This is a genomic window from Rubritepida flocculans DSM 14296 (assembly GCF_000425365.1).
Classification (GTDB): Bacteria; Pseudomonadota; Alphaproteobacteria; order Acetobacterales; family Acetobacteraceae; genus Roseococcus; species Roseococcus flocculans.
In genome coordinates, this window is sequence record NZ_AUDH01000005.1 from 89,521 (window position 1) to 110,504 (window position 20,984).

The window sequence follows — 20,984 nt, forward strand, 5'->3', positions numbered from 1 at the left end:
TGAACCGGACCAGATCGGTTCTATCTCCATGGGGTCGGATGCGCGCTGCGCTCCGACAGCTTTGCCTTCCTCAACCTTGCCTTGGGCCGCTCCTCCGGGAGCGGCCCACTTTTTTTGTCGGTCGCCGCCCCTCGGGGGGGGCCTTCCGGGGTCAGGGCGGCAGCAGCAGGCTCACCGCCGCCTGGCAGGCGATGCCCTCGCCGCGGCCTGTGAAGCCCAGCCGCTCGGTGGTGGTGGCCTTCACGCCGATGCGCGCCACCTCCACCCCCAGAAGCTCCGCCAGCCGCGCCCGCATGGCGGCGGCGTGGGGCCCGATCTTCGGCCGCTCGCAGATCAGCGTCACATCGGCGTTCACCAGCACGCCCCCGCGCGCGGCGATCCGCCCCGCCGCGTGCCGCAGGAACTGCGCGCTGTCCGCATCCTTCCACCTCATTTGCGAGGGCGGGAAATGCGTGCCGATGTCGCCCTCGGCCAGCGCGCCGTAGATCGCATCGCACAGCGCATGGATGCCCACATCCGCGTCGGAGTGGCCGTCGAGCCCCAGCTCGTGCGGCACGGCGATCCCGCACAGGATCAGCGGCCGGCCCGGCACGAGGCGATGCACGTCGAAGCCCGTACCCACGCGGGGCAGGAGGCGGGAGAGGAGCGAGGCTTCCACGCGGGCGAGATCCTCCGGGAAGGTGATCTTCACATTGCTTTCATGGCCGGGCAGCAGCGCCACCGACAGCCCCCGCCATTCCAGGAGCTGCGCGTCGTCCGTCGCCTCGCCCGCGGCGGCGGCATGGGCGGCGACCAGCTCCGCATAGCGGAAGGCCTGGGGCGTCTGGGCGCGGTGGAGCCCCGCGCGCGGCACCGTCTCCCGCACCACGCCCTGCTCGGCCCGCTTGAGCGTGTCCGAGACGGGCTGGGCCGGGATGGCGCCGGGGTGCCGCTCCAGCGCGGCGAGCAGCGCGGCGATGGTGCCCGGCGGGATGACCGGGCGCGCCGCGTCATGCACCAGCACGCGCTCGGGCGCGAGGGGGGCGAGGGCGGCGAGGCCGCGGCGCACGCTCTCCTGCCGCGTCGCCCCGCCGGCGACGGGCGGAAGAACGGGCAGCCCCTCGAGCAGCGCCGCCACCCGGGCCTCCTCCCCCTCGGGGCAGACCGGCTGCAGCCAGCGCACCGCCCCGCCCTCGAGCAGCGCCTCGGCCGCATGGCGCAGCACGGGCCGGCCCAGCAGGGGGGCATACTGCTTGGGCTCGGGGGCGCCGAAGCGCGCGCCGCGCCCGGCGGCGAGAAGAAGGGCGGCGATGGTCATGCGCGGGCCGGCATAGCCCCATCCGCCCGGCGCGGAAAGTTGGGGTGGGGACTGCACGCGCCGTGGACGCCGGGCGCGGATTTGCGTATGGCTGCCCAAATGATGAGCAACCCCCTGCGCCCGATCCGGCTCTCCGCCGATGTGGTGATCGAGACGCCGGTGATCCTCGCCCCCATGTCCGGCGTGACGGACCTGCCCTTCCGCCGCCTCGCGCGGGCCGAGGGCACGGGGCTGGTGGTCAGCGAGATGATCGCCTCCGCCGCCATGATCCGCGAGAACCGGCAGAGCCTGAAGATGGCCGAGGTGGACGGGTTCGGCGCGCCGAGCTCCGTCCAGCTCGCCGGCTGCGAGCCCGCGGTGATGGCCGAGGCCGCGAAGCTCGTGGTGGACCGCGGCGCGGCCATCGTGGACATCAATTTCGGCTGCCCGGTCAAGAAGGTCGCGGTGGGGCAGAGCGCGGGCTCCGCCCTGATGCGCGACGAACCCCGCGCCGCCGCCATCCTGGAGGCCGTGGTGAAGGCCGTGCCGGTGCCGGTCACGCTCAAGATGCGCATGGGCTGGGACCATCAGAGCCTGAACGCCCCGCGGCTGGCGCGCATCGCCGAGGAGTGCGGCATCCGCATGGTGACGATCCATGGCCGCACGCGCCAGCAGCTCTACACCGGCACGGCGGACTGGGACTTCATCGCGCGGGTGAAGCAGGCCGTCTCCATCCCCGTCATCGCCAATGGCGACATCGTGACGGTGGAGGACGCGGCCGAGGCGCTGCGGCGCTCGGGCGCGGACGGCGTGATGATCGGCCGCGGCTGCTACGGAAGGCCCTGGTTCCCGCGCCAGGTGGCCCGCTTCCTGCGCGAGGGCGTGCGCGAGCCCGACCCGACTCTCGCCGAACAGCGCGCGGTGCTGCTGCGGCACTACCGCGCCATCCTCGCCCATCACGGCGTCGCCACCGGGGTGCGCATGGCGCGCAAGCACATCGCCTGGTATTCGCGCGGCCTGCCCGGCAGCGCGGAGTTCCGCGCCCGCGTGAACGCGGTGGAGACGCCGGCCGAGGCGGAGGCGCTGATGGACGCCTTCTACCTTCCCCTGATCGAACGCGGCGTGGAGGCGGTGCGCGAGAGCTACCGCGAGGCGGCGTGATGCGCCCGCGGCCAACGCCCCCTCGCGCCGCCTCGCCGCGGCGGCGGGGGCCGGGATGAGCGGCGTGATCGGCAAGGTCGCCGCCTTCGCGCGCCGCCCGCGCGGCGCGGCGGTTCCCGATGCGGCGGCCATCCTCGCCGCGCTGCCGCTGCCGGCCGTGGTGCTGGATGCGGAGAACCGCTTCCGCTTCGCCAACCCGGCGGCGGAGCTGTTCTTCCAGCTCTCCCAGGCCTCGCTGCAGGGGCTCGCCCTGAGCGAGCTTCTGCCCGAGGACAGCCGCCTCTTCGCCCTCATCGAGCAGGTGCGCCGCCAGGACGCCCCGGTGGCCGACCACGACCTCGCCCTCGACAGCCCGCGCCTGCACCGCCACGGCGTCTCTGTCCATGGCGCGCCACTCGCGGAGCTCGAGGGCGGCGTGGTGCTGACGCTGCAGGACGGCTCCACGGCGGCCATGCTCGACCGCCAGCTCCATTTCCTCGGCGCGGCGCGCGGCGCCACCGCCATGGCGGCAATGCTCGCCCATGAGGTGAAGAACCCGCTTTCCGGCATCCGCGGCGCGGCGCAGCTCCTCGAACAGGGCGCGAGCGAGGGGGACCGCGAGCTCTGCACCCTCATCCAGGAGGAGGCGGACCGCATCCGCAAGCTCGTGGACCGGATGGAGATGTTCTCCGACCGGCCGATCGAGCGGCGGCCCGTCAACATCCACTCCGTGCTCGACCATGTGCGGCGGGTGGCGCAGACCGGCTTCGCCTGCCACCTGCGCATCGCCGAGGAGTACGACCCCTCGCTGCCGCCGGTGTGGGGGGACCGCGACCAGCTCGTCCAGATCCTGCTCAACCTCGTGAAGAACGCGGCCGAGGCGGTGGACCCGCGCGAGGGCGAGATCGTGCTCGCCACCGCCTACCACCACGGGGTGCGCATCGCCGTGCCCGGCTCCTCCGAGCGGGTGCACCTGCCGCTGACCGTCATCGTGCGCGACAACGGCCCCGGCATCCCCGAGCCTGTGCGCGCGACGCTCTTCGAGCCCTTCGTGACCACGAAGAAGGGCGGGCAGGGGCTCGGCCTCGCGCTGGTGGCGAAGCTCGTCGCCAACCATGGCGGGCTGATCGAGTGCGACAGCCGGCCGGGCCGCACCGCCTTCCGCCTCTCCCTTCCCGCACCGCCGCCCGGCGCCGATCTCTCCGAGACCGAAGAATGAGCGACACGCGTTCCATCCTCATCGCCGACGACGACCGCGCCATCCGCACCGTGCTCTCCCAGGCGCTCTCGCGCGCGGGCTACAACGTGCGCGCCACCTCCTCGGCCTCGACGCTCTGGCGCTGGGTGGAGGACGGGGAGGGCGATCTCGTCATCACCGACGTGGTGATGCCCGACGAGAACGGGCTCGATCTGCTGCCGCGGATGAAGCGGGTGCGGCCGGATTTGCGCGTGGTGGTGATGAGCGCGCAGTCCACCTTCACCACCGCGGTGAAGGCGGCCCAGCGCGGCGCCTTCGAATACCTGCCCAAGCCCTTCGACCTGAAGGAGCTGCTGGCGGTGGTGGAGCGCGCCCTGGCGCGCCCCGCCACGGCGCTGGCCGAGGAGGAGGCGGCCGAGAGCACCGAGCGCCTGCCGCTGATCGGCCGCAGCCCCGCGATGCAGGAGATCTACCGCACGGTCGCGCGCCTCACCACCGCCGACCTCACGGTGATGGTCACGGGCGAGAGCGGCACGGGCAAGGAACTCATCGCCCGCGCGCTGCACGATTACGGCAAGCGCCGCCAGGGCCCCTTCGTCGCCATCAACATGGCGGCCATCCCGCGCGAGCTCATCGAGAGCGAGCTCTTCGGCCATGAGCGCGGCGCCTTCACCGGGGCGCTGACGCGCGGCATCGGCCGCTTCGAGCAGGCCGCGGGCGGCACCCTCTTCCTCGACGAGATCGGCGACATGCCGGCCGAGGCGCAGACGCGGCTGCTGCGCGTGCTGCAGGAGGGGGAGTTCACGACGGTGGGCGGGCGCACCCCCATCAAGGCCAATGTGCGGATCGTCGCCGCCACGCACCGCGACCTGCGCGCCTCCATCCGCGCGGGGCTGTTCCGCGAGGATCTGTTCTACCGCCTCAACGTGGTGCCCATCCGGCTGCCGCCGCTGCGCGAGCGGACGGAGGACATCCCGCTGCTCGCGCGCCATTTCCTGGAGCGCGCGCGCGCCGCGGGGCTTCCCGCCAAGACCCTCTCGCCCGAGGCGCTGGAGCGCCTCAAGCGCCATTCCTGGCCAGGCAATGCGCGCGAGCTCGAGAACCTCATGCGCCGCCTCGCCGCGCTCTACCCGCAGGAGGTGATCGGCGAGGAGGCGGTGGCGGCCGAGCTCGCCGAGGCCGAGGCGCCGAGCGACGGCGCCCCGCGCAGCACCGAGACGCTCGAGCAGGCGGTGGAGCGGCATCTCAAGCTCTTCATGGCCGCGCACAAGGACGGCATGCCCATCCGCGACCTGCACGAGCGCGTGATCAGCGAGGTGGAGCGCCCGCTGCTGCGCCTCGCGCTCAGCGCCACCCGCGGCAACCAGATCAAGGCCGCGGCGCTGCTCGGGCTCAACCGCAACACGCTGCGCAAGAAGCTGCGGGATCTCGACCTGCCCGTGGTGCGCGGGCTCTCCTGATGCGGGGCGGGCCGTCATGAGCGCGGCCGCCCCGACCGCGCCGCCCGCCGCGCAGAAGCCGCGCCCGCCGCTGCTGCGCCGGATCGCGGACATGCTTCTGGGCCGCGGCGTCACCCTCGGCCTCGCGCTCGCCGCGCTCTTCATGGGCGTGGCCACCTTCGTGCTGCTCTCCGACGGCTCCCCCTTCGGGCCGACCTCGCCGGGCCAGGTGGTGGCGATCTTCCTCGCCAACACGGCGGTGGTGCTGCTGCTGCTGGCCTCGCTCGCGGGACGCGTGGTGCGGATGTGGGTGGAGCGGCGGCGCGGCTCGGCCGGCTCGCGGCTGCACACGCGGCTCGTGCTGCTGTTCTCGGTGGTGGCGATCGTGCCCGCCATGCTGCTGGCGGGCTTCTCCACCGTCTTCTTCAACCTCGGCATCCAGGCCTGGTTCAGCGACCGCGTGCGCACGGCGCTCGAGGCCTCGCTGGTGGCGAGCCGCGCCTATTTCGAGGAGCACCAGAACGCCATCCGCGCCGATGCGCTGGCCATGGCGAACGACCTCAACCGCGCCATCGTGCTGCTGCCCGAACAGGGCCTCGCCTTCGCGCGCGTGCTCGCCACCCAGGCCAATGCGCGGGGGCTGACGGAGGCGGTGGTGTTCGAGCCGCTGCTCGGGCGCATCATCGCCCATGCCGGGCTCGCCTCGGGCTTCCTGCTCTCGCCCCCGCCGGACTGGGCGGTGGAGTTCGCCCGCAACGGCGAGGTGGCGGTGATCGCCGGCGAGGAGGAGGGGCGGGTGCGCGCAGTGGTCGCGCTCACGCCCGCGGCGGGGCTCATGCTGATGATCGGCCGGCCGGTGGACGGCTCGGTGCTCGAGCACATGCAGCGCACCGAGGCGGCGGTGACGGCCTATCAGCAGCTCGACCGCAACCGGGACGGGCTGCAGATCACCTTCATCATGATCTTCGCCATCGGCTCGCTGCTCGTGCTGCTGGCCGCGGTGCTGATCGGCCTCGTTCTCGCCAACCAGCTCGCCCGGCCGATCTCGCGGCTGATCACCGCGGCCGAGCGGGTGCGCGGGGGCGACCTCAGCGTGCGCGTGGAGGAGGGCGACGCGGACGACGAGGTGGGCAGCCTCTCGCGCGCCTTCAACCGCATGACGAACCAGCTCGCCGCGCAGCGCAGCGAGCTGATGGATGCCTATCGGCAGATCGCCGACCGGCAGAGCTTCACCGAGGCGGTGCTGGGCGGCGTCTCGGCCGGGGTGATCGGGCTCGACGAGGCGATGCGCATCAACCTTCCCAACCGCAGCGCGAGCCAGCTTCTGGGCCTCGATCTGGAGCGCGAGATCGGCCGGCCGCTCGCGGAGGTGGCGCCCGAATTCGCGCCCCTGCTGGCGCGCCCCGCCTCCAACCGCCCGGCCGAAATCCGCATCGGCCCGCCGGCGGAGCGGCGCACGCTGCTCGCGCGCCTCTCGCCCGAGCTCGAGGGGCGCGGCTATGTGCTGACCTTCGACGACATCTCGGCCCTCGTGCAGGCGCAGCGCCAGGCGGCCTGGGCGGATGTGGCCCGGCGCATCGCGCACGAGATCAAGAACCCGCTCACCCCCATCCAGCTCAGCGCGGAGCGGCTCAAGCGCCGCTACCTCAAGCAGATCCGGGAGGATCCCGACACCTTCAAGCTCTGCACCGACACCATCGTGCGCCAGGTCGAGGACATCGGCCGCATGGTGGACGAGTTCAGCGCCTTCGCGCGCATGCCCCAGCCGGTGATGCGCGAGGAGGATCTGGCGCGCGTGGCGCGCGAGGCGCTTGTGCTGCCGCAGAACGCGCGCCCCGACATCGCCTGGCAGGCCGATCTGCCCGAGGCGCCCGCGCCCGCCCTGTGCGACCGGCGGCTGATCGGCCAGGCGCTGGCGAACCTGATCCAGAACGCGCTCGATTCGGTGAGCCTGCGCGCGCAGCAGCAGGCCGAGGCGGGCGCGCCCCTCGCGCCGCCCATCGGGCGCATCGTCCTCTCGTTGCGCCGGGTCGGGGGATTCTGGGCGATAAGCGTGGAAGATGACGGGCTTGGCCTGCCCCAGGGCGAGGAGCGCGAAAGGCTGACGGAACCCTACGTCACCCACAAGCCGAAGGGCACGGGCCTCGGGCTTGCCATCGTGAAGAAGATCATGGAGGACCATGGCGGACGCATCGTGCTGACCGACGCGCGGGAGGGGCCTGGGGCGCGCGCCGAGCTTCTCCTGCCGGTCATCGAGGCCGAGGCGGCGGACGAGGTGATGGAGCGCGGGCATGGCGCATGACATCCTGATCGTGGACGACGAGCCGGACATCCGCTCGCTGATCGACGGCATCCTCTCGGACGAGGGCTACGAGACCCGCCAGGCGCACAACAGCGACACGGCGCTGGCGCATTTCCGCGCCCGGCGCCCCTCGCTCGTCATCCTCGACATCTGGCTGCAGAACTCGCGCCTCGACGGGCTCGGCATCCTCGAGGCCATGCACCGCGAGGAGCCTCAGGTGCCCTGCGTGATGATCTCGGGCCACGGCACCATCGAGACGGCGGTGCAGGCCATCCAGCAGGGGGCCTACGACTTCATCGAGAAGCCCTTCAAGGCGGACCGGCTGCTGCTCGTCGTCGCGCGCGCGCTGGAGGCGGCGCGGCTGCGGCGCGAGGTGAGCGAGCTGCGCCTGCGCGGCGGGGCGGAGAGCGAGCTGCTCGGCGTCTCGGCCGCGGTCACGCAGTTGCGCAACGCCATCGAGAAGGTGGCGCCGACCAACTCGCGCGTGCTCATCACCGGGCCCGCGGGCTCGGGCAAGGAGGTGGCGGCGCGCATGCTGCACGCGCGCTCGCGCCGGGCGGAGGGCGCCTTCGTCGCGCTCAACTGCGCCACCCTCAACCCCGCGCGCATCGAGGAGGAGCTGTTCGGCGTGGAGCCGCAGGGCGATGCGCCGCGCCGGGCGGGCGTGCTGGAGCGCGCCCATGGCGGCACGCTGCTGCTCGACGAGGTGGCGGACATGCCCCTCGAAACCCAGGGCAAGATCGTCCGCGCCCTGCAGGAACAGGGCTTCGAGCGCATCGGCGGCGCCACGCGCGTGAAGGTGGACGTGCGGGTGATCGCCACCACCAACAAGGACCTGCAGGCCGAGATCGCGGCCGGGCGCTTCCGCGAGGATCTGTTCTACCGCCTTTCGGTGGTGCCGCTGCGCGTGCCCGCCCTGCGCGAGCGGCGCGAGGACGTGCCCATCCTCGCCCGGCACTTCGCCGCACGCTCCGTCGAGGCCTCGGGCCTGCCGCTGCGCGATCTGGCGGAGGACACCATCGCCGCGCTGCAGACCTACGACTGGCCGGGCAATGTGCGCCAGCTCCGCAACCTCGTGGACTGGCTGCTGATCATGGCCCCCGGGGAGCCCGGCGCGCCCATCCGCGCCGAGGCGCTGCCGCCCGAGATCGTCTCGGCCGCCCCGGCCATGCTGCGGCTCGACCGCTCCTCGGAGATCATGACGCTGCCGCTGCGCGAGGCGCGCGAACTGTTCGAGCGGCAGTATCTGGAGGCCCAGCTCCTGCGCTTCGGCGGCAACATCAGCCGCACCGCGAATTTCGTGGGGATGGAGCGCAGCGCGCTGCACCGCAAGCTGAAATTCCTGGGCGTGCAGGCCGAGGACCGCGCCTCGGGCACGGCATGACCCCGCCGCGCGCCCTTCTCTTCGACTGGGACAACACGCTGGTGGACGGCTGGGCCGCGATCGAGGCCGGGCTCAACGCCGCCTTCGCCGCCTTCGGCAAGCCGCTCTGGAGCCGCGCCGAGGTGCTGGCCAATGTCCGCCTCTCGCTGCGCGAGAGCTTCCCCGAGCATTTCGGGGCGGAGTGGGAGCGCGCGCGCGACATCTTCACCGAGGCGGTGCGCGCCTCCCACCTCGCGGTGGTGCGCCCGCTGGCCGGCACGCCGGCGCTGCTCAAGGCGGCCGCGCCCTGGCCGCTCGGCGTCGTCTCCAACAAGCAGGGGCCGCTGCTGCGGCGCGAGGCCGAGCATCTGGGCATGGCCGCGGCCTTCGGCGTGCTGGTGGGCGCGGGCGATGCGGCGGCCGACAAGCCCGACGCCGCGCCGCTGGTCATGGCGCTGGCCGTGCTCGGCGTCGCGCCCGGGCGCGATGTCTGGTATGTGGGGGACACGGCGCTCGACATGCAGGCCGCCCGTGCGGCGGGCTGCACTGCCGTGCTGCTGGGCGATGCGGCGCATGACGGCGGGCTGGCCGCCTGCGCGCCCGATCTCGCCTTCGCGGACGGCCATGCGCTGGCCCGCCACCTTGCCATGCTGGACAAGCCGGCCGAGACGAAGGACAGTCTCCGCGGCTGAGCCGCCCGCAGGCGCCGCGCAAGAAGACCAAGAGAGGAAGGAGGCCTGGATGGCCGAAAAGTCGCAGAACGTGCAGGACGTGTTCCTGAACCACGTCCGCAAGAGCAAGACGCCCGTCACCGTGTTCCTGGTCAATGGCGTGAAGCTTCAGGGCATCATCACCTGGTTCGACAACTTCTCCGTGCTGCTGCGCCGGGACGGGCACACCCAGCTCGTGTACAAGCACGCGATCAGCACGGTGATGCCGGGCGCGCCCATCATGCTGTTCGACCCGGCGGCGGCCGGGCAGGCGGCGGCCCAGAGCGCCCCGGTGCGCGAGACGACACTGACCATGAACCGGGAGCCCGCTTCTGCCCGCGACGACTGAGACCACCGCCGCGCCCCCGGCGCGCTGCGCCGTCATCCTTCCCTATGAGCGCCCCGCGCGCGGCAATGTGGCCGAGTTCGGGCCGCAGGGCGCCGCCTCCCGCGCGGCCGAGGCGCGGCTGGCCGAGGCGGTGGGCCTCGCCGCCTCCATCGGCGTCACCATCGTCCATCAGGCGATCCATCCGCTGCGCGCCCGCCGCCCCTCCACCCTGCTCGGGGAAGGGCAGGTGGAGATGGTCCGCCAGGCGCTGGTGGAGCAGCAGGCCGGCCTCGTGGTGGTGGACGCGGCGCTCACCCCCGTGCAGCAGCGCAACCTGGAGCGCGCCTGGGGCGTGAAGGTCATCGACCGCACCGGGCTGATCCTCGAAATCTTCGGCGAGCGCGCGCGCACGCGGGAAGGTGCGCTGCAGGTGGAGCTCGCGCATCTCGAATACCAGCGCACGCGGCTCGTGCGCTCCTGGACGCATCTCGAGCGCCAGCGCGGCGGCTTCGGCTTCCTCGGCGGCCCGGGCGAGAGCCAGATCGAGCTCGACCGCCGGCTGATCGGCGAGCGCATCGTCCGGCTGAAGAAGGAGCTGGAGCAGGTGCGCCGCACGCGCAGCCTGCACCGCCGCGCGCGCGAGCGCGTGCCCTATCCGGTCATCGCGCTGGTGGGCTACACGAACGCGGGCAAGTCCACGCTGTTCAACGCGCTCACCGGCGCGGGCGTGCACGCGCAGGACCAGCTCTTCGCCACCCTCGACCCCACCATGCGGCAGATCACCCTGCCCTCGGGGCGGCAGGCCATCCTCTCCGACACGGTGGGCTTCATCAGCGAACTGCCCACCCAGCTCGTCGAGGCCTTCCGCGCGACGCTGGAGGAGGTCGCCGCGGCCGACATCATCCTGCATGTGCGCGATGTGGCGCACCCCGACAGCGCGGCGCAGAAGGCCGATGTGCAGGCGGTGCTGGACGGCATGGCCGAGGGGCCGGAGGCGAGCCTCGACCCCGGCTGGCGCGCGCGCTGCATCGAGGTGCTCAACAAGGCCGATCTGCTCGGCGGGCCGGAGGCCATCGCCGCCCGCTTTCCCGGCGCGCTCGCCGTCTCGGCGTTGACGGGGGAGGGGCTCGATGCGCTGCGCGCGGCGCTGGACGCGCGGCTGGGCGCGAACCTCGTCACCGAGAGCGTCGAGCTGCCCGCGAGCGACGGCGCGCGCATCGCCTGGCTCTACCGCCATGGCGAGGTGATCGGCCGCGAGGAGGCGGAGGGGCGCCTGCGCCTCACCGTCCGCCTCAGCCCGGCCGATCGGGCGCGCTTCGCGCAGCTCGCATGAGGTTCTCCGCGCGCGAGGCCGAGGAGGTGGCGGCGCTGCTGCGCGAGGCGGCGGCGCGCGAGGTGCTGCCCCGCTTCCGCCGCCTGGCGGCGGGCGATGTGCGCGCCAAATCCGGCCCACTCGACCTCGTGACCGAGGCCGATGAGGCGGCGGAGCGGCGCATCGCCGCCGGCCTCGCCGCGCGTTTCCCCGGCGCGCTGATCGTGGGCGAGGAGGCGGCCGCGGCCGAGCCCGCGCTGCTCGGCCGCCTCGCCGAGGCCCCGCTCGCCTTCGTGGTGGATCCGGTGGACGGCACGGCGAATTTCGCGGCCGGCGTGCCGCTCTTCGGCGTGATGGCGGCGGCCATCGTGCGGGGCGAGACGGTGGCCGGCTGGATCCATGATCCGCTGGGCGACGACACGCTGATCGGCCTGCGCGGGGAGGGGGCCTGGAGCCTCTCGCGCGAGGGGGCGCGGCATGATTGCCGCGTGGCCCCGCCCGCGCCGCTCGGGCGGATGGTGGGCGCGGTCTCCTGGGGCTTCATGCCGCCGGAGCGCAAGGCCGCGGTGCTGGCGCGCCTGCCCGCGCTGGGGGCTGCGCTGAACTTCCGCTGCGCCGCGCACGAGTATCGCCTTGCGGCCACGGGGGGCGCGCATCTGCTGATCTACAACCGGCTGATGCCCTGGGACCATGCGCCGGGCCAGCTCATCCACGCCGAGGCGGGCGGGGCCTCGGCGCAGTTCGACGGGGCGGCCTATTCGCCGCTGCGCCACCAGGGCGGGCTGATCTGCGCGCCGGACGGCGCGAGCCTCGCGCTGGTCCGGCAGGAGATTCTGGGGCTTGGCGCGCCGTGATGGACAAGCGCGGCGTCTGCCCTATTCTGCATCGCAACAGACGGCAGGCGGCCCGCGCCATGCCGCCCTCCCGCTTCGAGGAAGGCCGAGGATCATGACCAGCAACGGCTCCATCACCATTTCCGTGGACGGTTCCAACCGCAGCGCCAGCTTCCCCCTGCTCTCGGGCAGCATGGGGCCGCAGGTGGTGGACATCCGCAAGCTCTACTCCACGCTCGGCCTCTTCACCTTCGACCCGGGCTATGGCGAGACCGCCTCCTGCGAGAGCAAGATCACCTACATCGACGGCGACGCGGGCGTGCTGATGTACCGCGGCTATCCGATCGAGCAGCTCGCGGAGAAGAGCGACTTCATCGAGGTCTGCTACCTGCTGATGAACGGCGAGCTGCCGAACGAGGCGCAGCTCGCCGAGTTCCGCAAGGGCGTGATCTACCACACCATGGTGCACGAGCAGATCCGCCGCTTCTTCGACGGCTTCCGCCGCGACGCGCACCCGATGGCGGTGATGTGCGGCGTGGTGGGCGCGCTCGCGGCCTTCTACCACGACAACATCGACATCAACGACCCCCGCGCGCGGGAGATCGCGGCCTTTCGCCTGATCGCCAAGGTGCCGACCATCGCGGCCATGGCCTACAAGTACTCGCTCGGCCAGCCCTTCGTGTACCCGAAGAACGTGCTGACGAACGGCCCGCAGGGCTATGCGCGCAACTTCATCCACATGCTGAAGTCGGTGCCGGCCGAGGACTACGAGGTGCCCGACGTGCTGGCCAAGGCGATGGACCGCATCCTGATCCTGCACGCGGACCACGAGCAGAACGCCTCGACCTCCACGGTGCGCCTCGCCGGCTCCACCGGCGCCAACCCCTTCGCCTGCATCGCGGCCGGCATCGCCGCCCTCTGGGGCCCCGCCCATGGCGGCGCCAACGAGGCGGTGCTGAAGATGCTCTCCGACATCGGCCACCCGAAGAACATCCCGGCCTTCATCGAGCAGGTGAAGGACAAGAACAACCACGCGAAGCTGATGGGCTTCGGCCACCGCGTGTACAAGAACTTCGACCCGCGCGCGAAGATCATGAAGGAGAGCTGCGACGAGGTGCTCGCCGCGCTCGGCGTGACGCACGAGCCGCTGCTCGACATCGCGCGCGAGCTCGAGCGCATCGCGCTGACGGACGACTACTTCATCTCGCGCAAGCTGTATCCGAACGTGGATTTCTACTCGGGCATCATCCTCAAGGCGATGGAAATCCCGACCTCCATGTTCACCGCCATCTTCGCCGTGGCGCGCACCGTGGGCTGGGTCAGCCAGTGGAAGGAGATGGTGGAGGATCCCGCCCAGCGCATCGGCCGCCCGCGCCAGCTCTACACGGGCGCCGGCCGGCGGGACTACGTGCCGCTGGAGGCGCGCGGCTGAGCGCGCGCCGCGCCATCGGGGAGGCTGCCGCGTGAGCGCGACGATCGAACCCGTCATCGGCATCATCGGGGGCTCGGGCCTCTACGACATCGACGGGCTGGAGGAGCGCGCCTGGAAGCGCGTCTTCACCCCCTGGGGCGAGCCTTCGGACGAGATCCTCACCGGCCGCCTTTCCGGGGTGCGCTGCGTGTTCCTGCCGCGCCACGGCAAGGGCCATCCGCTGCCGCCCTCGGCGCTGAACTACCGGGCGAACATCGACGCGCTGAAGCGCCTGGGCGTGACGGACGTGATCTCGCTCTCCGCCGTCGGCTCGCTGCGCGAGGAGCTGCCGCCCGGGCATTTCGTGATCGTGGACCAGTTCATCGACCGCACCTTCGCGCGCGAGAAATCCTTCTTCGGGCCGGGCTGCGTGGCGCATGTCTCGGTCGCGCATCCCACCTGCCCGCGGCTCGGCGACGCGGTGGAGGCGGCGGGCGCGGAGCTGGATCTGCCGATGACGCGCGGCGGCACCTACCTCGTCATGGAGGGGCCGCAGTTCTCGACCAAGGCCGAGAGCGAGATGTACCGCGCCTGGGGCTGCCATGTGATCGGCATGACGAACATGCCCGAGGCGAAGCTCGCCCGCGAGGCGGAGCTCTGCTACGCGAGCGTGGCCATGGTCACGGACTATGACTGCTGGCACCCCGACCACGATCATGTGACGGTCGAGCAGGTGGTGAAGGTGCTGACCGGCAATGCCGAGAAGGCGCGCGCGCTGGTTCGGGCGCTGGTGCCGCGGATCGGGCGTCCGCGCGGGCCATGCCCGGCAGGCTGCGACCGCGCGCTCGACAATGCGCTGATCACCGCGCCCGAGAAGCGCGACCCCGCGCTGCTGGCCAAGCTCGACGCGGTGGCGGGGCGGGTTCTGCGGTAGCGCGGGGCCGGCGGTGGTCTTGCGCCTCCGCGCCGGCCTCGATAAACGCTGAGCGCCGCGGACAGGTGGCGGAGTGGTCGATCGCGTCGGTCTCGAAAACCGAAGTCGGTGCAAGCCGACCGTGGGTTCGAATCCCACCCTGTCCGCCAGTTCGCATCCGAGGCGTGTTCTTCGCCGGACCAGACACCGCGGAACCCGACCTTCTGCGGGCTGCTCGGCCAGGGCGAACTGAACATCGATGTCTTGGGCCGGAAGGCAGCAGCGGAACCCGCGGACTGGTTCGAGGCGCGCTGGACCGACAGATGGTGCCTCGACATCGCGGCGGATCTGATCGCGGTCCTCGAACAGAGCTGGGCCTGGGAACAGGCGATCCTTTCCCACCACATCTACCTCAAGATCGCTTATCGCCTGTCGCAGGAGGCACGAGAGGGCCTGGCGGAGTTCCGCCTTCCGCGTCAGTTCCACGGCAAGTTGTTCGCCTTCCAGTAGCAAGCCGTGCGTATCGCCGCACGGCACCTCTCGCGGCGCGGAGGCGTGCTGCTTGGCGACGTTGTCGGCCTCCGCAAAACGCTGGTGGCGACGGCGTTCGTCAAAACCTTGGAGGAGACGGAGGATCTCGAGACCCTCATCCTCTGCCCGCGAAACCTTGAACCCATGTGGCGGGACTGCCAGGACCGCTATGGCATCCGCGGCAAGGTGCTCTCCACGGGCCGCGTTGCCTCCGAGCTGCCGGACCTTCGCCGCTGCCAGCTCGTCGTCATCGACGAGAGCCACAACGTCCGCAACCGCGCGGGAAAGACCTGGCGCTTGGTGCGGGACCACATCGGGCACACTGACAGCCGTCGCGCTCGGCCTGCCGCACCCAGTTCCAGATCGTCTGCGCCGTCGGCTCGCACTCCCGGGAAAGCTCCTCCGGCCTTCGTCATGATCGAACCAACGCTACCATCCGCCGCTGATTTCGACTCCCGAGAAGCCGGTGCGGCCGCTGGTATGAAGAAGAGCGCGACGCACATGGGAACTGGCGGGCAGGGTGGGATTCGAACCCACGGTGGGGTCGCCCCCACGGCGGTTTTCAAGACCGCTGCCTTAAACCGCTCGGCCACCTGCCCGCATCGCCCGGCACCCTGCTACGCGGCCACGCCCCGGGCAAGGCCCGCGCGCGGCGGGCAGGAGCCACACCGACCTGCGCGCCAGACGGCCCGCATGCCCGCCGCCCCTATTGGCCCGCCCCGCCGTGCAGGCGCAGCCCGGGCCGCAGCCGCGGCAGGAAATGCTCCACGAACCAGCGCTCATAGCCCATCTCGTGGGTGAAGGGCGCGCTCGCCTCGTCGTAATAGTGCCCGCGCCCGCCCGGGCGGAAGAAGTCGAAGCCGAAGAGGCCCGCGGGCCGGCCGAGGATCAGCGAGGCCAGCACCACGCCGCGGAAACCCGTGGTCGCCCGCCCGTAGGAGAGCTCCGCGATCAGCCGCAGCAGCGAGGCGGGCAGGCCGGGCGGCAGCGGCCCCTCGACGTCGGGCGCCATCGCGTCGGTGCCCATGCTCGGCGTCGCGGCGTAGGCGGGATCGCGGCCGATCCGCTCCGCCAGCCGCGCCCTGTGCGCCGCGGCGAAGAGGATGAGATCCGTCCGGCGGCCCGCACCGGCCTCGAAGCCACGCAGCACCGGGTGATTGAACCGCAGCACGAGCGCATGCGCCTCGATGGCCTGGCCGGCCCCGCCGCCCGCCAGACATGGCGCATTGCCCACCAGCGCGACCGAGCGCGCGGCGCGGAGCCGCTCGATCCAGTCGAGGGCGGCGCGCGTCGGCGCGTGGCCGGCCGCCGCCGCCTCGGCGAGCTCGGCCAGCGCCGCCTCCCGCCGCGCGGCGATCGCCTCCTCGAGCGCCGACAGGTCCGGCGTCCGCCCCTCCGCCACGGCGCGCTGCGCGAGGTAGGACAGGCGCGAGACCTCCCCGCCATGCCGCCCGTGGCGGGCCCAGTCCTCCTCGCGCGCCGCCGCATCGGGCGCGGCGCCGAGAAGGTCGAGCCGCAGCAGCTCGCGCGGATCGTCGAGCCCGCCCTTGGGCCAGATCTCCAGAAGGCGCAGCAGGGTTTCGCGCGCCGCGGCGAAGTCGCCCTCCCGGTTGAGGGTGAGCGCGAGGCAGCGCAGGGCGACGCGATGGGCCGGGAAATCCGCCAGAACCCGCCGGCAGGCCGCGCGCATCGCGCCGGGGTCGCGCCGGGCGAGGTCGAGGGCGGGCTGGCAGAAGGGCCCCTCCTCGGCGTGCAGCAGCCCCGCCAGCAGCGCCACACGGCCCTCGGCGTCGGCCGCGGCGAAGGCGCGCTCCCGCCCCGCATGGCCGGAGGGGAGCCCGGCCGGCGGCGGCGGGGGCTGCGGCAGCGGGACGTGGCGGGCGATCAGCTCCGGCCGCGGGCGCGCCTCGAGCAGCGTGCGGATCAGCTCGAAGCCGTCGCGGTCGTCCACATCGAGGCCGGTGATGCGCGGCAGCACGATGGGGTGGATGCGCCGGCCCATGAACAGCGCGCCGCGGCGGCGCCAGCCCTCATGGCGGAAGATTTCGAGGTTGAAGGGCTGATAGACCTTGGGGAACTCCGAGCGGCGCATCTTGGAGCGCGCCGGGTCCCAGCTCTCGAGCAGCGGCTCGAGCCAGCCCTCCTCGTTGATGCGGTGCAGCCGCGCATCGGCCTCGCTGACCAGCCGCACGGAATCCACCTCCGGGCGGTCGCGCAGCAGGGCGATGGCGGCGGTCACCGCCTCGGCGTCGCGGAAGGGGCAGGTGGGTTTCAGCCACACCCAGATGTCGGGCAGCGGAATGCCGTGGCGCGGCAGGGCGGCGTCGAGATCGGCGAGGATGTCCTCCTCCATCGCCGTGTCGCCGCTGGCCGCGGGCCCGCGCAGCCCCGGCGTCTCCGCCCCGTAGGCCCGGCCGATCGCCGCGTAGCGCGGGCTGTCGGTGGAGAGGAGGATGCGCTCCACCGGGATGCGGCGCGCGAAGGCCACCGAATAGGCCAGCATCGGATGGCCCGCGGCGGGGAGGATGTTCTTGTCCGGCAGGCCCTTGGAGCCGGAGCGGGCGGGGATCAGCGCATAGGCGCGCATAGGCGTCTCCTCGATGGCGTGGGCGTCGTCACAGCGGGATCGTCTCCCCGATCCGCGGGACGATCACCGCCCCTTCCACCCCTGCGGCGCGGGCGGCGGCCAGGGTGGCGGCGGGCGCGGCCCCCGTGTCCTCCGCGCCCATGGGATAGGTGCCCCAGTGGACGAGCATCAGCCGCCGCGCCCGCAGGGCGCGGAAGCCCTCGATCACCTCCTCCGGGCTCGCGTGGTGGTGATGGTTGGTGCGGCGGGGCAGGAAGCCGCCCACGCCCATGACGGCGAGGTCGAAGGGCCCGTGCCGCGCGCCCGCCTCGGCGAAATGGGGGCCATGGGCGCTGTCGCCTGCGAGATAGACGCGCCGCCCGCCCCCCTCCAGCGCCCAGGCGCCCCAGAGCGTCACGCGATGGTCGAACAGCCCGCGCCCGGATTCGTGCCGCGCGGGCAGGAAGGTGGCCGTCAGCCCGCCCAGGCTGCGCGACTCGCCCCAGCCCAGCGCCTCGGTGCGCGCGCAGGCGATGCCGCGCAGCGCGGCGACGCGCAGCGGCAGCAGGCAGGCCACCCCCGGGCGGCGGGCCAGGGCGCGGAAGCTCGGCAGTTCCAGATGGTCGTAGTGGTCGTGGGTGAGGAGCAGGAGGTCGAAAGGCGGCAGGCTCTCGGCGTCGAAGGGCAGGGGAACCAGCCGGCGCGGGCCGAGGCCGGGCAGGGGCGAGGCGCGCTCGCCGAACACCGGGTCCACCACCGCCACCACGCCGCCGAGGCGCAGCATCACCCCGGCGTGCCCGAGCCACATCACCGCATCGCCGCCGCCCCGCCAGCCGGCGAGCGCCGCCTCCCGCCCCAGCGCCTCGGCCGCGGCGCTGGCGGGCACGGCGCCGAAGAGCAGGCGCAGCCGGTCGGCCAGGATGCCGTCGGGCGGCGGCTGCGAGAGGGCGGGGTGATGGTCCCCGTCGGGCGCGCAGCCCGCCGCGCCGAGCAGCAGCAGCGCCGCGGCGCGGCGGCCCATGGGGCGGGGGGAGGGGCGGTTCGGCCTCGTCATTCTGTGGCGGGAGCATAGCGGCCTTTCCCGCGCGGGCGGGAGGCGGGGGGTGGCGCCCGGGCCCCCGCCGTGCCACACAGCGCGCCGGCCCCGGCGCACGGGGCCCCCGCCCTTCCGCGTCAGGCCCATGCCCGCCACCCTCGCCGCCTGGACGGAGCGGCACTCCGCCCGCCTCCTCGCCCTGCTCGCGCCCAGCCAGGCGCGGTCCATGCTGTTCGTGGCGCTGGTGGCGCTCGCGGCCTTCCTGCCCGGCTACGCCTCCCTCCCGCCGACCGACCGCGACGAGGGCCGCTACGTCATGGCGACGCAGCAGATGCTGGAAAGCGGGGATTTCCTCGAGCCCCGCAACCAGGACCAGCCGCGCCACAAGCAGCCCGCGGGCATCTACTGGCTGCAGGCGGCCGCCGCGGCGCTGAGCGGGCAGGGGGCGGAGGCGCCCATCGGCGTGTTCCGCCTGCCCTCGCTGATCGGCGCGGTGGCCTCCGCCGCGCTCACGGTCTGGGCCTTCCGCCCGCTGGTGGGGCCGCAGGCGGCGCTGCTCGCGGGGCTGCTCCTCGCGCCCGCGCTGCTCCTGGGGGTGGAGGCGCGCATCGCCAAGACCGATGCGGCGCTGCTGGCCTTCACCCTGCCCGCGCTCGGCGTGCTGGTCCGCGCCTTCCTCGACCCCGCGGCGGTGCGCGCCAGCCGGCTGCCCTGGCTGTTCTGGGGCGCGCTCGGGGCGGCGGCGATGATCAAGGGGCCCATCGGCCCGCTGGTCGTGCTGGTCGCGGCCGCCGCCCTCTGCCTGCCCGCGCGCGGGCTGCGCTGGCTCGGCGCGCTCAGGCCCTGGCCGGGGGTGCTGGCGATGCTGGGGCTCGCGCTGCCCTGGTATGTCGCCATCGCCATCGCCACGCGGGGCGAGTTCTTCGCCACCGCGCTCGGCTGGAACGCGCTCGGCAAGGTGACCGAGGCGCACCAGGGCCATGGCGGGCCGCCGGGCTTCTACAGCCTGCTCGTCTGGGTCACCTTCTGGCCCGCCGCGCCCTTCCTCGCCGCCACGCTGTGGTGGGTCTGGCGCGAGCGGCGGCTGCGCGAGGTGCAGGCGCTGCTCTGCCTCATCCTGCCCGCCTGGGTGATGTTCGAGGCGGTGGCGACCAAGCTGCCCCACTACGTGCTGCCCACCTATCCGGCCCTGGCGGCGCTGGTGGCGCTGGCGCTGGGCGGGGCGGGGGCGATCGCCGGCGGCTGGTTCAGCGCGCTGATGCGCCAGGGTTTCTGGCTGCTGCCGGCGGCGATGGGGGGGCTCGGCCTCGGCGCCTTTCTCTGGTTCGAGGGCTGGCCGCCGCTGTGGGTTCCGCCCGCCTTCCTGCTCGCCGTCGGGCTCGGGGTGCTGGCGGGGGCGGTGGCGCGGCGCTCGGCCATGGCGGCGGTGCCGGTGGCGGCGGCGACGGCGCTCGCCACCTGGCTCGGCGCCTGGCCGCTGCTCGCGCGGGCGGAGACGATCTGGCTCTCGCCGCGCATGGCCGCGGCGGCCGCCCGCCACGCCCCCTGCGCCGAGACGCGGCTGGCCTCCGCCGGCTATCGCGAGCCGAGCCTCGTCGTCCTCACCCGGACGGACACGCTGCTGACCGATGGCGAGGGCGCGGCGCTCTTCCTCGCCGAGGGGCCCTGCCGCCTCGCCTTCGTGGACGCCGCCCCCGGCCGGCGCGGCCGCCCGGCGGAGGAGGCGGCCTTCCTCGCCACCCTCGCCGCCCGCGGCCTCGCGGCCGAGCCGCTGGCGATGGTGGAGGGGCGCAACCTCAATGGCGGGCGGCACCGCCGGATGGGCCTGTGGCGGCTGAAGGAGGGGGGATGAGCCCGCGCCTGTCGGTGATCCTTCCCGTCAAGGACGAGGCGGGCAACATCGCACCCCTGGTGGCGGAGATCGAGGCGGCGCTCGCGCCCCTCCTGCCCTTCGAGATCGTCTATGTGGACGACGGCTCCACCGACGCCACCCGCGCCGAGATCGCGGCGCTGCGCCCGGGGCGGCCCCATCTGCGCCTGCTCGCGCTCGCGCGCAACGCGGGCAAGGCGGAGGCGCAGCGCGCCGGCGTGCGGGCCGCGCGCGGGGCGCTCGTGGTGCTGGTGGACGGGGACGGGCAGAACGACCCGGCCGAGATCCCCCGGCTTCTGGCCGCCTTCGAGGCCGCGCCGGGCGCGGGCCTCGCCATGGCCCAGCGGCGCGGGCGCAAGGACACGGGCTTCAAGCGCCTTCAGTCGCGCCTGGCCAACGCCATCCGCCAGGCCCTGCTGCGCGACGGCGCGCGCGATGCGGGCTGCGGCTTCGCCCTGCTGCCGCGCGAGACCTACCTCGCCCTGCCCGCCTTCGACGGGCTGCACCGCTTCCTGCCCGCGCTGGTGCGCCGCGAGGGGCTCGGCGTCGTGTTCGTCGAGGTGACGGACCGCCCGCGCGGGGCGGGGCGGTCGAAATACGGCTTCTTCGACCGGCTCTGGGTCGGCATCGACGACATGCTGGGCGTGATGTGGCTGCGCCGACGCCGGCGCGTGGTCGCGCGGGCCGAGGAAATCCCGCCCGGCTGACCCCCGCCTTGCCGGGGCCTCGGCCTTGGTGCGACAAGGCCCGCAGGGG

Annotated in this window: 17 protein-coding genes and 2 tRNA genes; 15 read left to right on the forward strand and 4 right to left on the reverse strand. The window is 73.4% G+C overall.

The features are described 5' to 3' along the window. Positions 1-151: 151 nt before the first annotated feature. Complete coding sequence (locus tag H596_RS0107035) at positions 152-1,297, reverse strand: bifunctional 2-C-methyl-D-erythritol 4-phosphate cytidylyltransferase/2-C-methyl-D-erythritol 2,4-cyclodiphosphate synthase (RefSeq protein WP_027284283.1); 1,146 nt, start codon at positions 1,295-1,297, stop codon at positions 152-154. 87 nt (positions 1,298-1,384) lie between these two features. On the opposite strand from H596_RS0107035, the gene dusB reads away from it, so the two are divergent. The 13 genes from dusB (at position 1,385) to H596_RS23330 (ending at position 14,735) form a co-directional block, all read left to right on the forward strand. After that, entirely contained in the window at positions 1,385-2,437 is a 1,053-nt protein-coding gene (dusB, locus tag H596_RS20525; RefSeq protein WP_051212541.1) for a tRNA dihydrouridine synthase DusB, read from the forward strand. Between the two features lie 55 nt (positions 2,438-2,492). After that, the gene (locus tag H596_RS20530) at positions 2,493-3,635 is read left to right on the forward strand and encodes a two-component system sensor histidine kinase NtrB (RefSeq protein ID WP_051212544.1); all 1,143 of its coding nucleotides are present in this window, start codon (positions 2,493-2,495) and stop codon (positions 3,633-3,635) included. Beyond that, positions 3,632-5,074 (forward strand): nitrogen regulation protein NR(I), encoded by a 1,443-nt coding sequence (gene ntrC, locus H596_RS0107050; RefSeq protein WP_027284284.1) that lies wholly within the window; start codon positions 3,632-3,634, stop codon positions 5,072-5,074. Before H596_RS20530 ends, ntrC begins: the two co-directional genes overlap by 4 nt. Positions 5,075-5,090: 16 nt before the next feature. After that, complete coding sequence (locus H596_RS0107055; protein WP_027284285.1) at positions 5,091-7,355, forward strand: sensor histidine kinase NtrY-like; 2,265 nt, start codon at positions 5,091-5,093, stop codon at positions 7,353-7,355. After that, a complete protein-coding gene (gene ntrX, locus H596_RS0107060) occupies positions 7,345-8,739 on the forward strand; it encodes a nitrogen assimilation response regulator NtrX (RefSeq protein WP_027284286.1) in 1,395 nt (464 codons plus the stop codon). The genes H596_RS0107055 and ntrX overlap by 11 nt, the downstream gene beginning before the upstream one ends. Further along, a complete protein-coding gene (locus H596_RS0107065; RefSeq protein ID WP_027284287.1) occupies positions 8,736-9,410 on the forward strand; it encodes an HAD family hydrolase in 675 nt (224 codons plus the stop codon). The genes ntrX and H596_RS0107065 overlap by 4 nt, the downstream gene beginning before the upstream one ends. Positions 9,411-9,459: 49 nt before the next feature. Beyond that, complete coding sequence (hfq, locus tag H596_RS0107070) at positions 9,460-9,777, forward strand: RNA chaperone Hfq (RefSeq protein ID WP_027284288.1); 318 nt, start codon at positions 9,460-9,462, stop codon at positions 9,775-9,777. Continuing rightward, complete coding sequence (hflX, locus tag H596_RS0107075; protein WP_027284289.1) at positions 9,761-11,089, forward strand: GTPase HflX; 1,329 nt, start codon at positions 9,761-9,763, stop codon at positions 11,087-11,089. The genes hfq and hflX overlap by 17 nt, the downstream gene beginning before the upstream one ends. Then, positions 11,086-11,922, forward strand: coding sequence for an inositol monophosphatase family protein (locus H596_RS0107080; RefSeq protein WP_027284290.1), 837 nt, complete (start codon positions 11,086-11,088; stop codon positions 11,920-11,922). The genes hflX and H596_RS0107080 overlap by 4 nt, the downstream gene beginning before the upstream one ends. A 94-nt stretch (positions 11,923-12,016) precedes the next feature. Next, a complete protein-coding gene (locus H596_RS0107085) occupies positions 12,017-13,333 on the forward strand; it encodes a citrate synthase (RefSeq protein WP_027284291.1) in 1,317 nt (438 codons plus the stop codon). 31 nt (positions 13,334-13,364) lie between these two features. Further along, positions 13,365-14,246, forward strand: a complete 882-nt coding sequence (locus H596_RS0107090) for an S-methyl-5'-thioadenosine phosphorylase (protein ID WP_027284292.1) — start codon at positions 13,365-13,367, stop codon at positions 14,244-14,246. 59 nt (positions 14,247-14,305) lie between these two features. Continuing rightward, a tRNA-Ser gene (locus tag H596_RS0107095) sits at positions 14,306-14,395 on the forward strand. After that, complete coding sequence (locus H596_RS23330; protein WP_084602611.1) at positions 14,355-14,735, forward strand: phospholipase D-like domain-containing protein; 381 nt, start codon at positions 14,355-14,357, stop codon at positions 14,733-14,735. Before H596_RS0107095 ends, H596_RS23330 begins: the two co-directional genes overlap by 41 nt. 530 nt (positions 14,736-15,265) lie before the next feature. Here the strand turns inward: H596_RS23330 and H596_RS0107105 are convergent. The 3 genes from H596_RS0107105 to H596_RS20545 all read right to left on the reverse strand — a co-directional run bounded on the left by H596_RS0107105 (position 15,266) and on the right by H596_RS20545 (position 18,376). After that, a tRNA-Ser gene (locus tag H596_RS0107105) sits at positions 15,266-15,355 on the reverse strand. Between the two features lie 107 nt (positions 15,356-15,462). Continuing rightward, entirely contained in the window at positions 15,463-17,343 is a 1,881-nt protein-coding gene (locus H596_RS22795; protein ID WP_051212546.1) for an acylneuraminate cytidylyltransferase family protein, read from the reverse strand. A gap of 28 nt (positions 17,344-17,371) precedes the next feature. Continuing rightward, positions 17,372-18,376, reverse strand: a complete 1,005-nt coding sequence (locus H596_RS20545) for an MBL fold metallo-hydrolase (protein ID WP_169579856.1) — start codon at positions 18,374-18,376, stop codon at positions 17,372-17,374. 127 nt (positions 18,377-18,503) lie between these two features. Here H596_RS20545 and H596_RS20550 point away from each other — a divergent pair, with 127 nt between their 5' ends. Further along, positions 18,504-20,210, forward strand: a complete 1,707-nt coding sequence (locus tag H596_RS20550) for an ArnT family glycosyltransferase (protein WP_051212550.1) — start codon at positions 18,504-18,506, stop codon at positions 20,208-20,210. Next, on the forward strand, positions 20,207-20,935 hold the full coding sequence (locus H596_RS0107125; protein ID WP_027284294.1) for a glycosyltransferase family 2 protein: 729 nt from the start codon (positions 20,207-20,209) through the stop codon (positions 20,933-20,935). The genes H596_RS20550 and H596_RS0107125 overlap by 4 nt, the downstream gene beginning before the upstream one ends. Positions 20,936-20,984 lie beyond the last annotated feature (49 nt).

Excerpts from the sequence above, each read along its gene's own strand:
- H596_RS0107035 (WP_027284283.1), bottom strand. The coding sequence starts at position 1,297 with ATGACCATCGCCGCCCTTCTTCTCGCCGCCGGGCGCGGCGCGCGCTTC.
- dusB (WP_051212541.1), top strand. The coding sequence starts at position 1,385 with ATGGCTGCCCAAATGATGAGCAACCCCCTGCGCCCGATCCGGCTCTCC.
- H596_RS20530 (WP_051212544.1), top strand. The coding sequence starts at position 2,493 with ATGAGCGGCGTGATCGGCAAGGTCGCCGCCTTCGCGCGCCGCCCGCGC.
- ntrC (WP_027284284.1), top strand. The coding sequence starts at position 3,632 with ATGAGCGACACGCGTTCCATCCTCATCGCCGACGACGACCGCGCCATC.
- H596_RS0107055 (WP_027284285.1), top strand. The coding sequence starts at position 5,091 with ATGAGCGCGGCCGCCCCGACCGCGCCGCCCGCCGCGCAGAAGCCGCGC.
- ntrX (WP_027284286.1), top strand. The coding sequence starts at position 7,345 with ATGGCGCATGACATCCTGATCGTGGACGACGAGCCGGACATCCGCTCG.
- H596_RS0107065 (WP_027284287.1), top strand. The coding sequence starts at position 8,736 with ATGACCCCGCCGCGCGCCCTTCTCTTCGACTGGGACAACACGCTGGTG.
- hfq (WP_027284288.1), top strand. The coding sequence starts at position 9,460 with ATGGCCGAAAAGTCGCAGAACGTGCAGGACGTGTTCCTGAACCACGTC.
- H596_RS0107080 (WP_027284290.1), top strand. The coding sequence starts at position 11,086 with ATGAGGTTCTCCGCGCGCGAGGCCGAGGAGGTGGCGGCGCTGCTGCGC.
- H596_RS0107085 (WP_027284291.1), top strand. The coding sequence starts at position 12,017 with ATGACCAGCAACGGCTCCATCACCATTTCCGTGGACGGTTCCAACCGC.
- H596_RS22795 (WP_051212546.1), bottom strand. The coding sequence starts at position 17,343 with ATGCGCGCCTATGCGCTGATCCCCGCCCGCTCCGGCTCCAAGGGCCTG.
- H596_RS20545 (WP_169579856.1), bottom strand. The coding sequence starts at position 18,376 with ATGACGAGGCCGAACCGCCCCTCCCCCCGCCCCATGGGCCGCCGCGCC.
- H596_RS20550 (WP_051212550.1), top strand. The coding sequence starts at position 18,504 with ATGCCCGCCACCCTCGCCGCCTGGACGGAGCGGCACTCCGCCCGCCTC.
- H596_RS0107125 (WP_027284294.1), top strand. The coding sequence starts at position 20,207 with ATGAGCCCGCGCCTGTCGGTGATCCTTCCCGTCAAGGACGAGGCGGGC.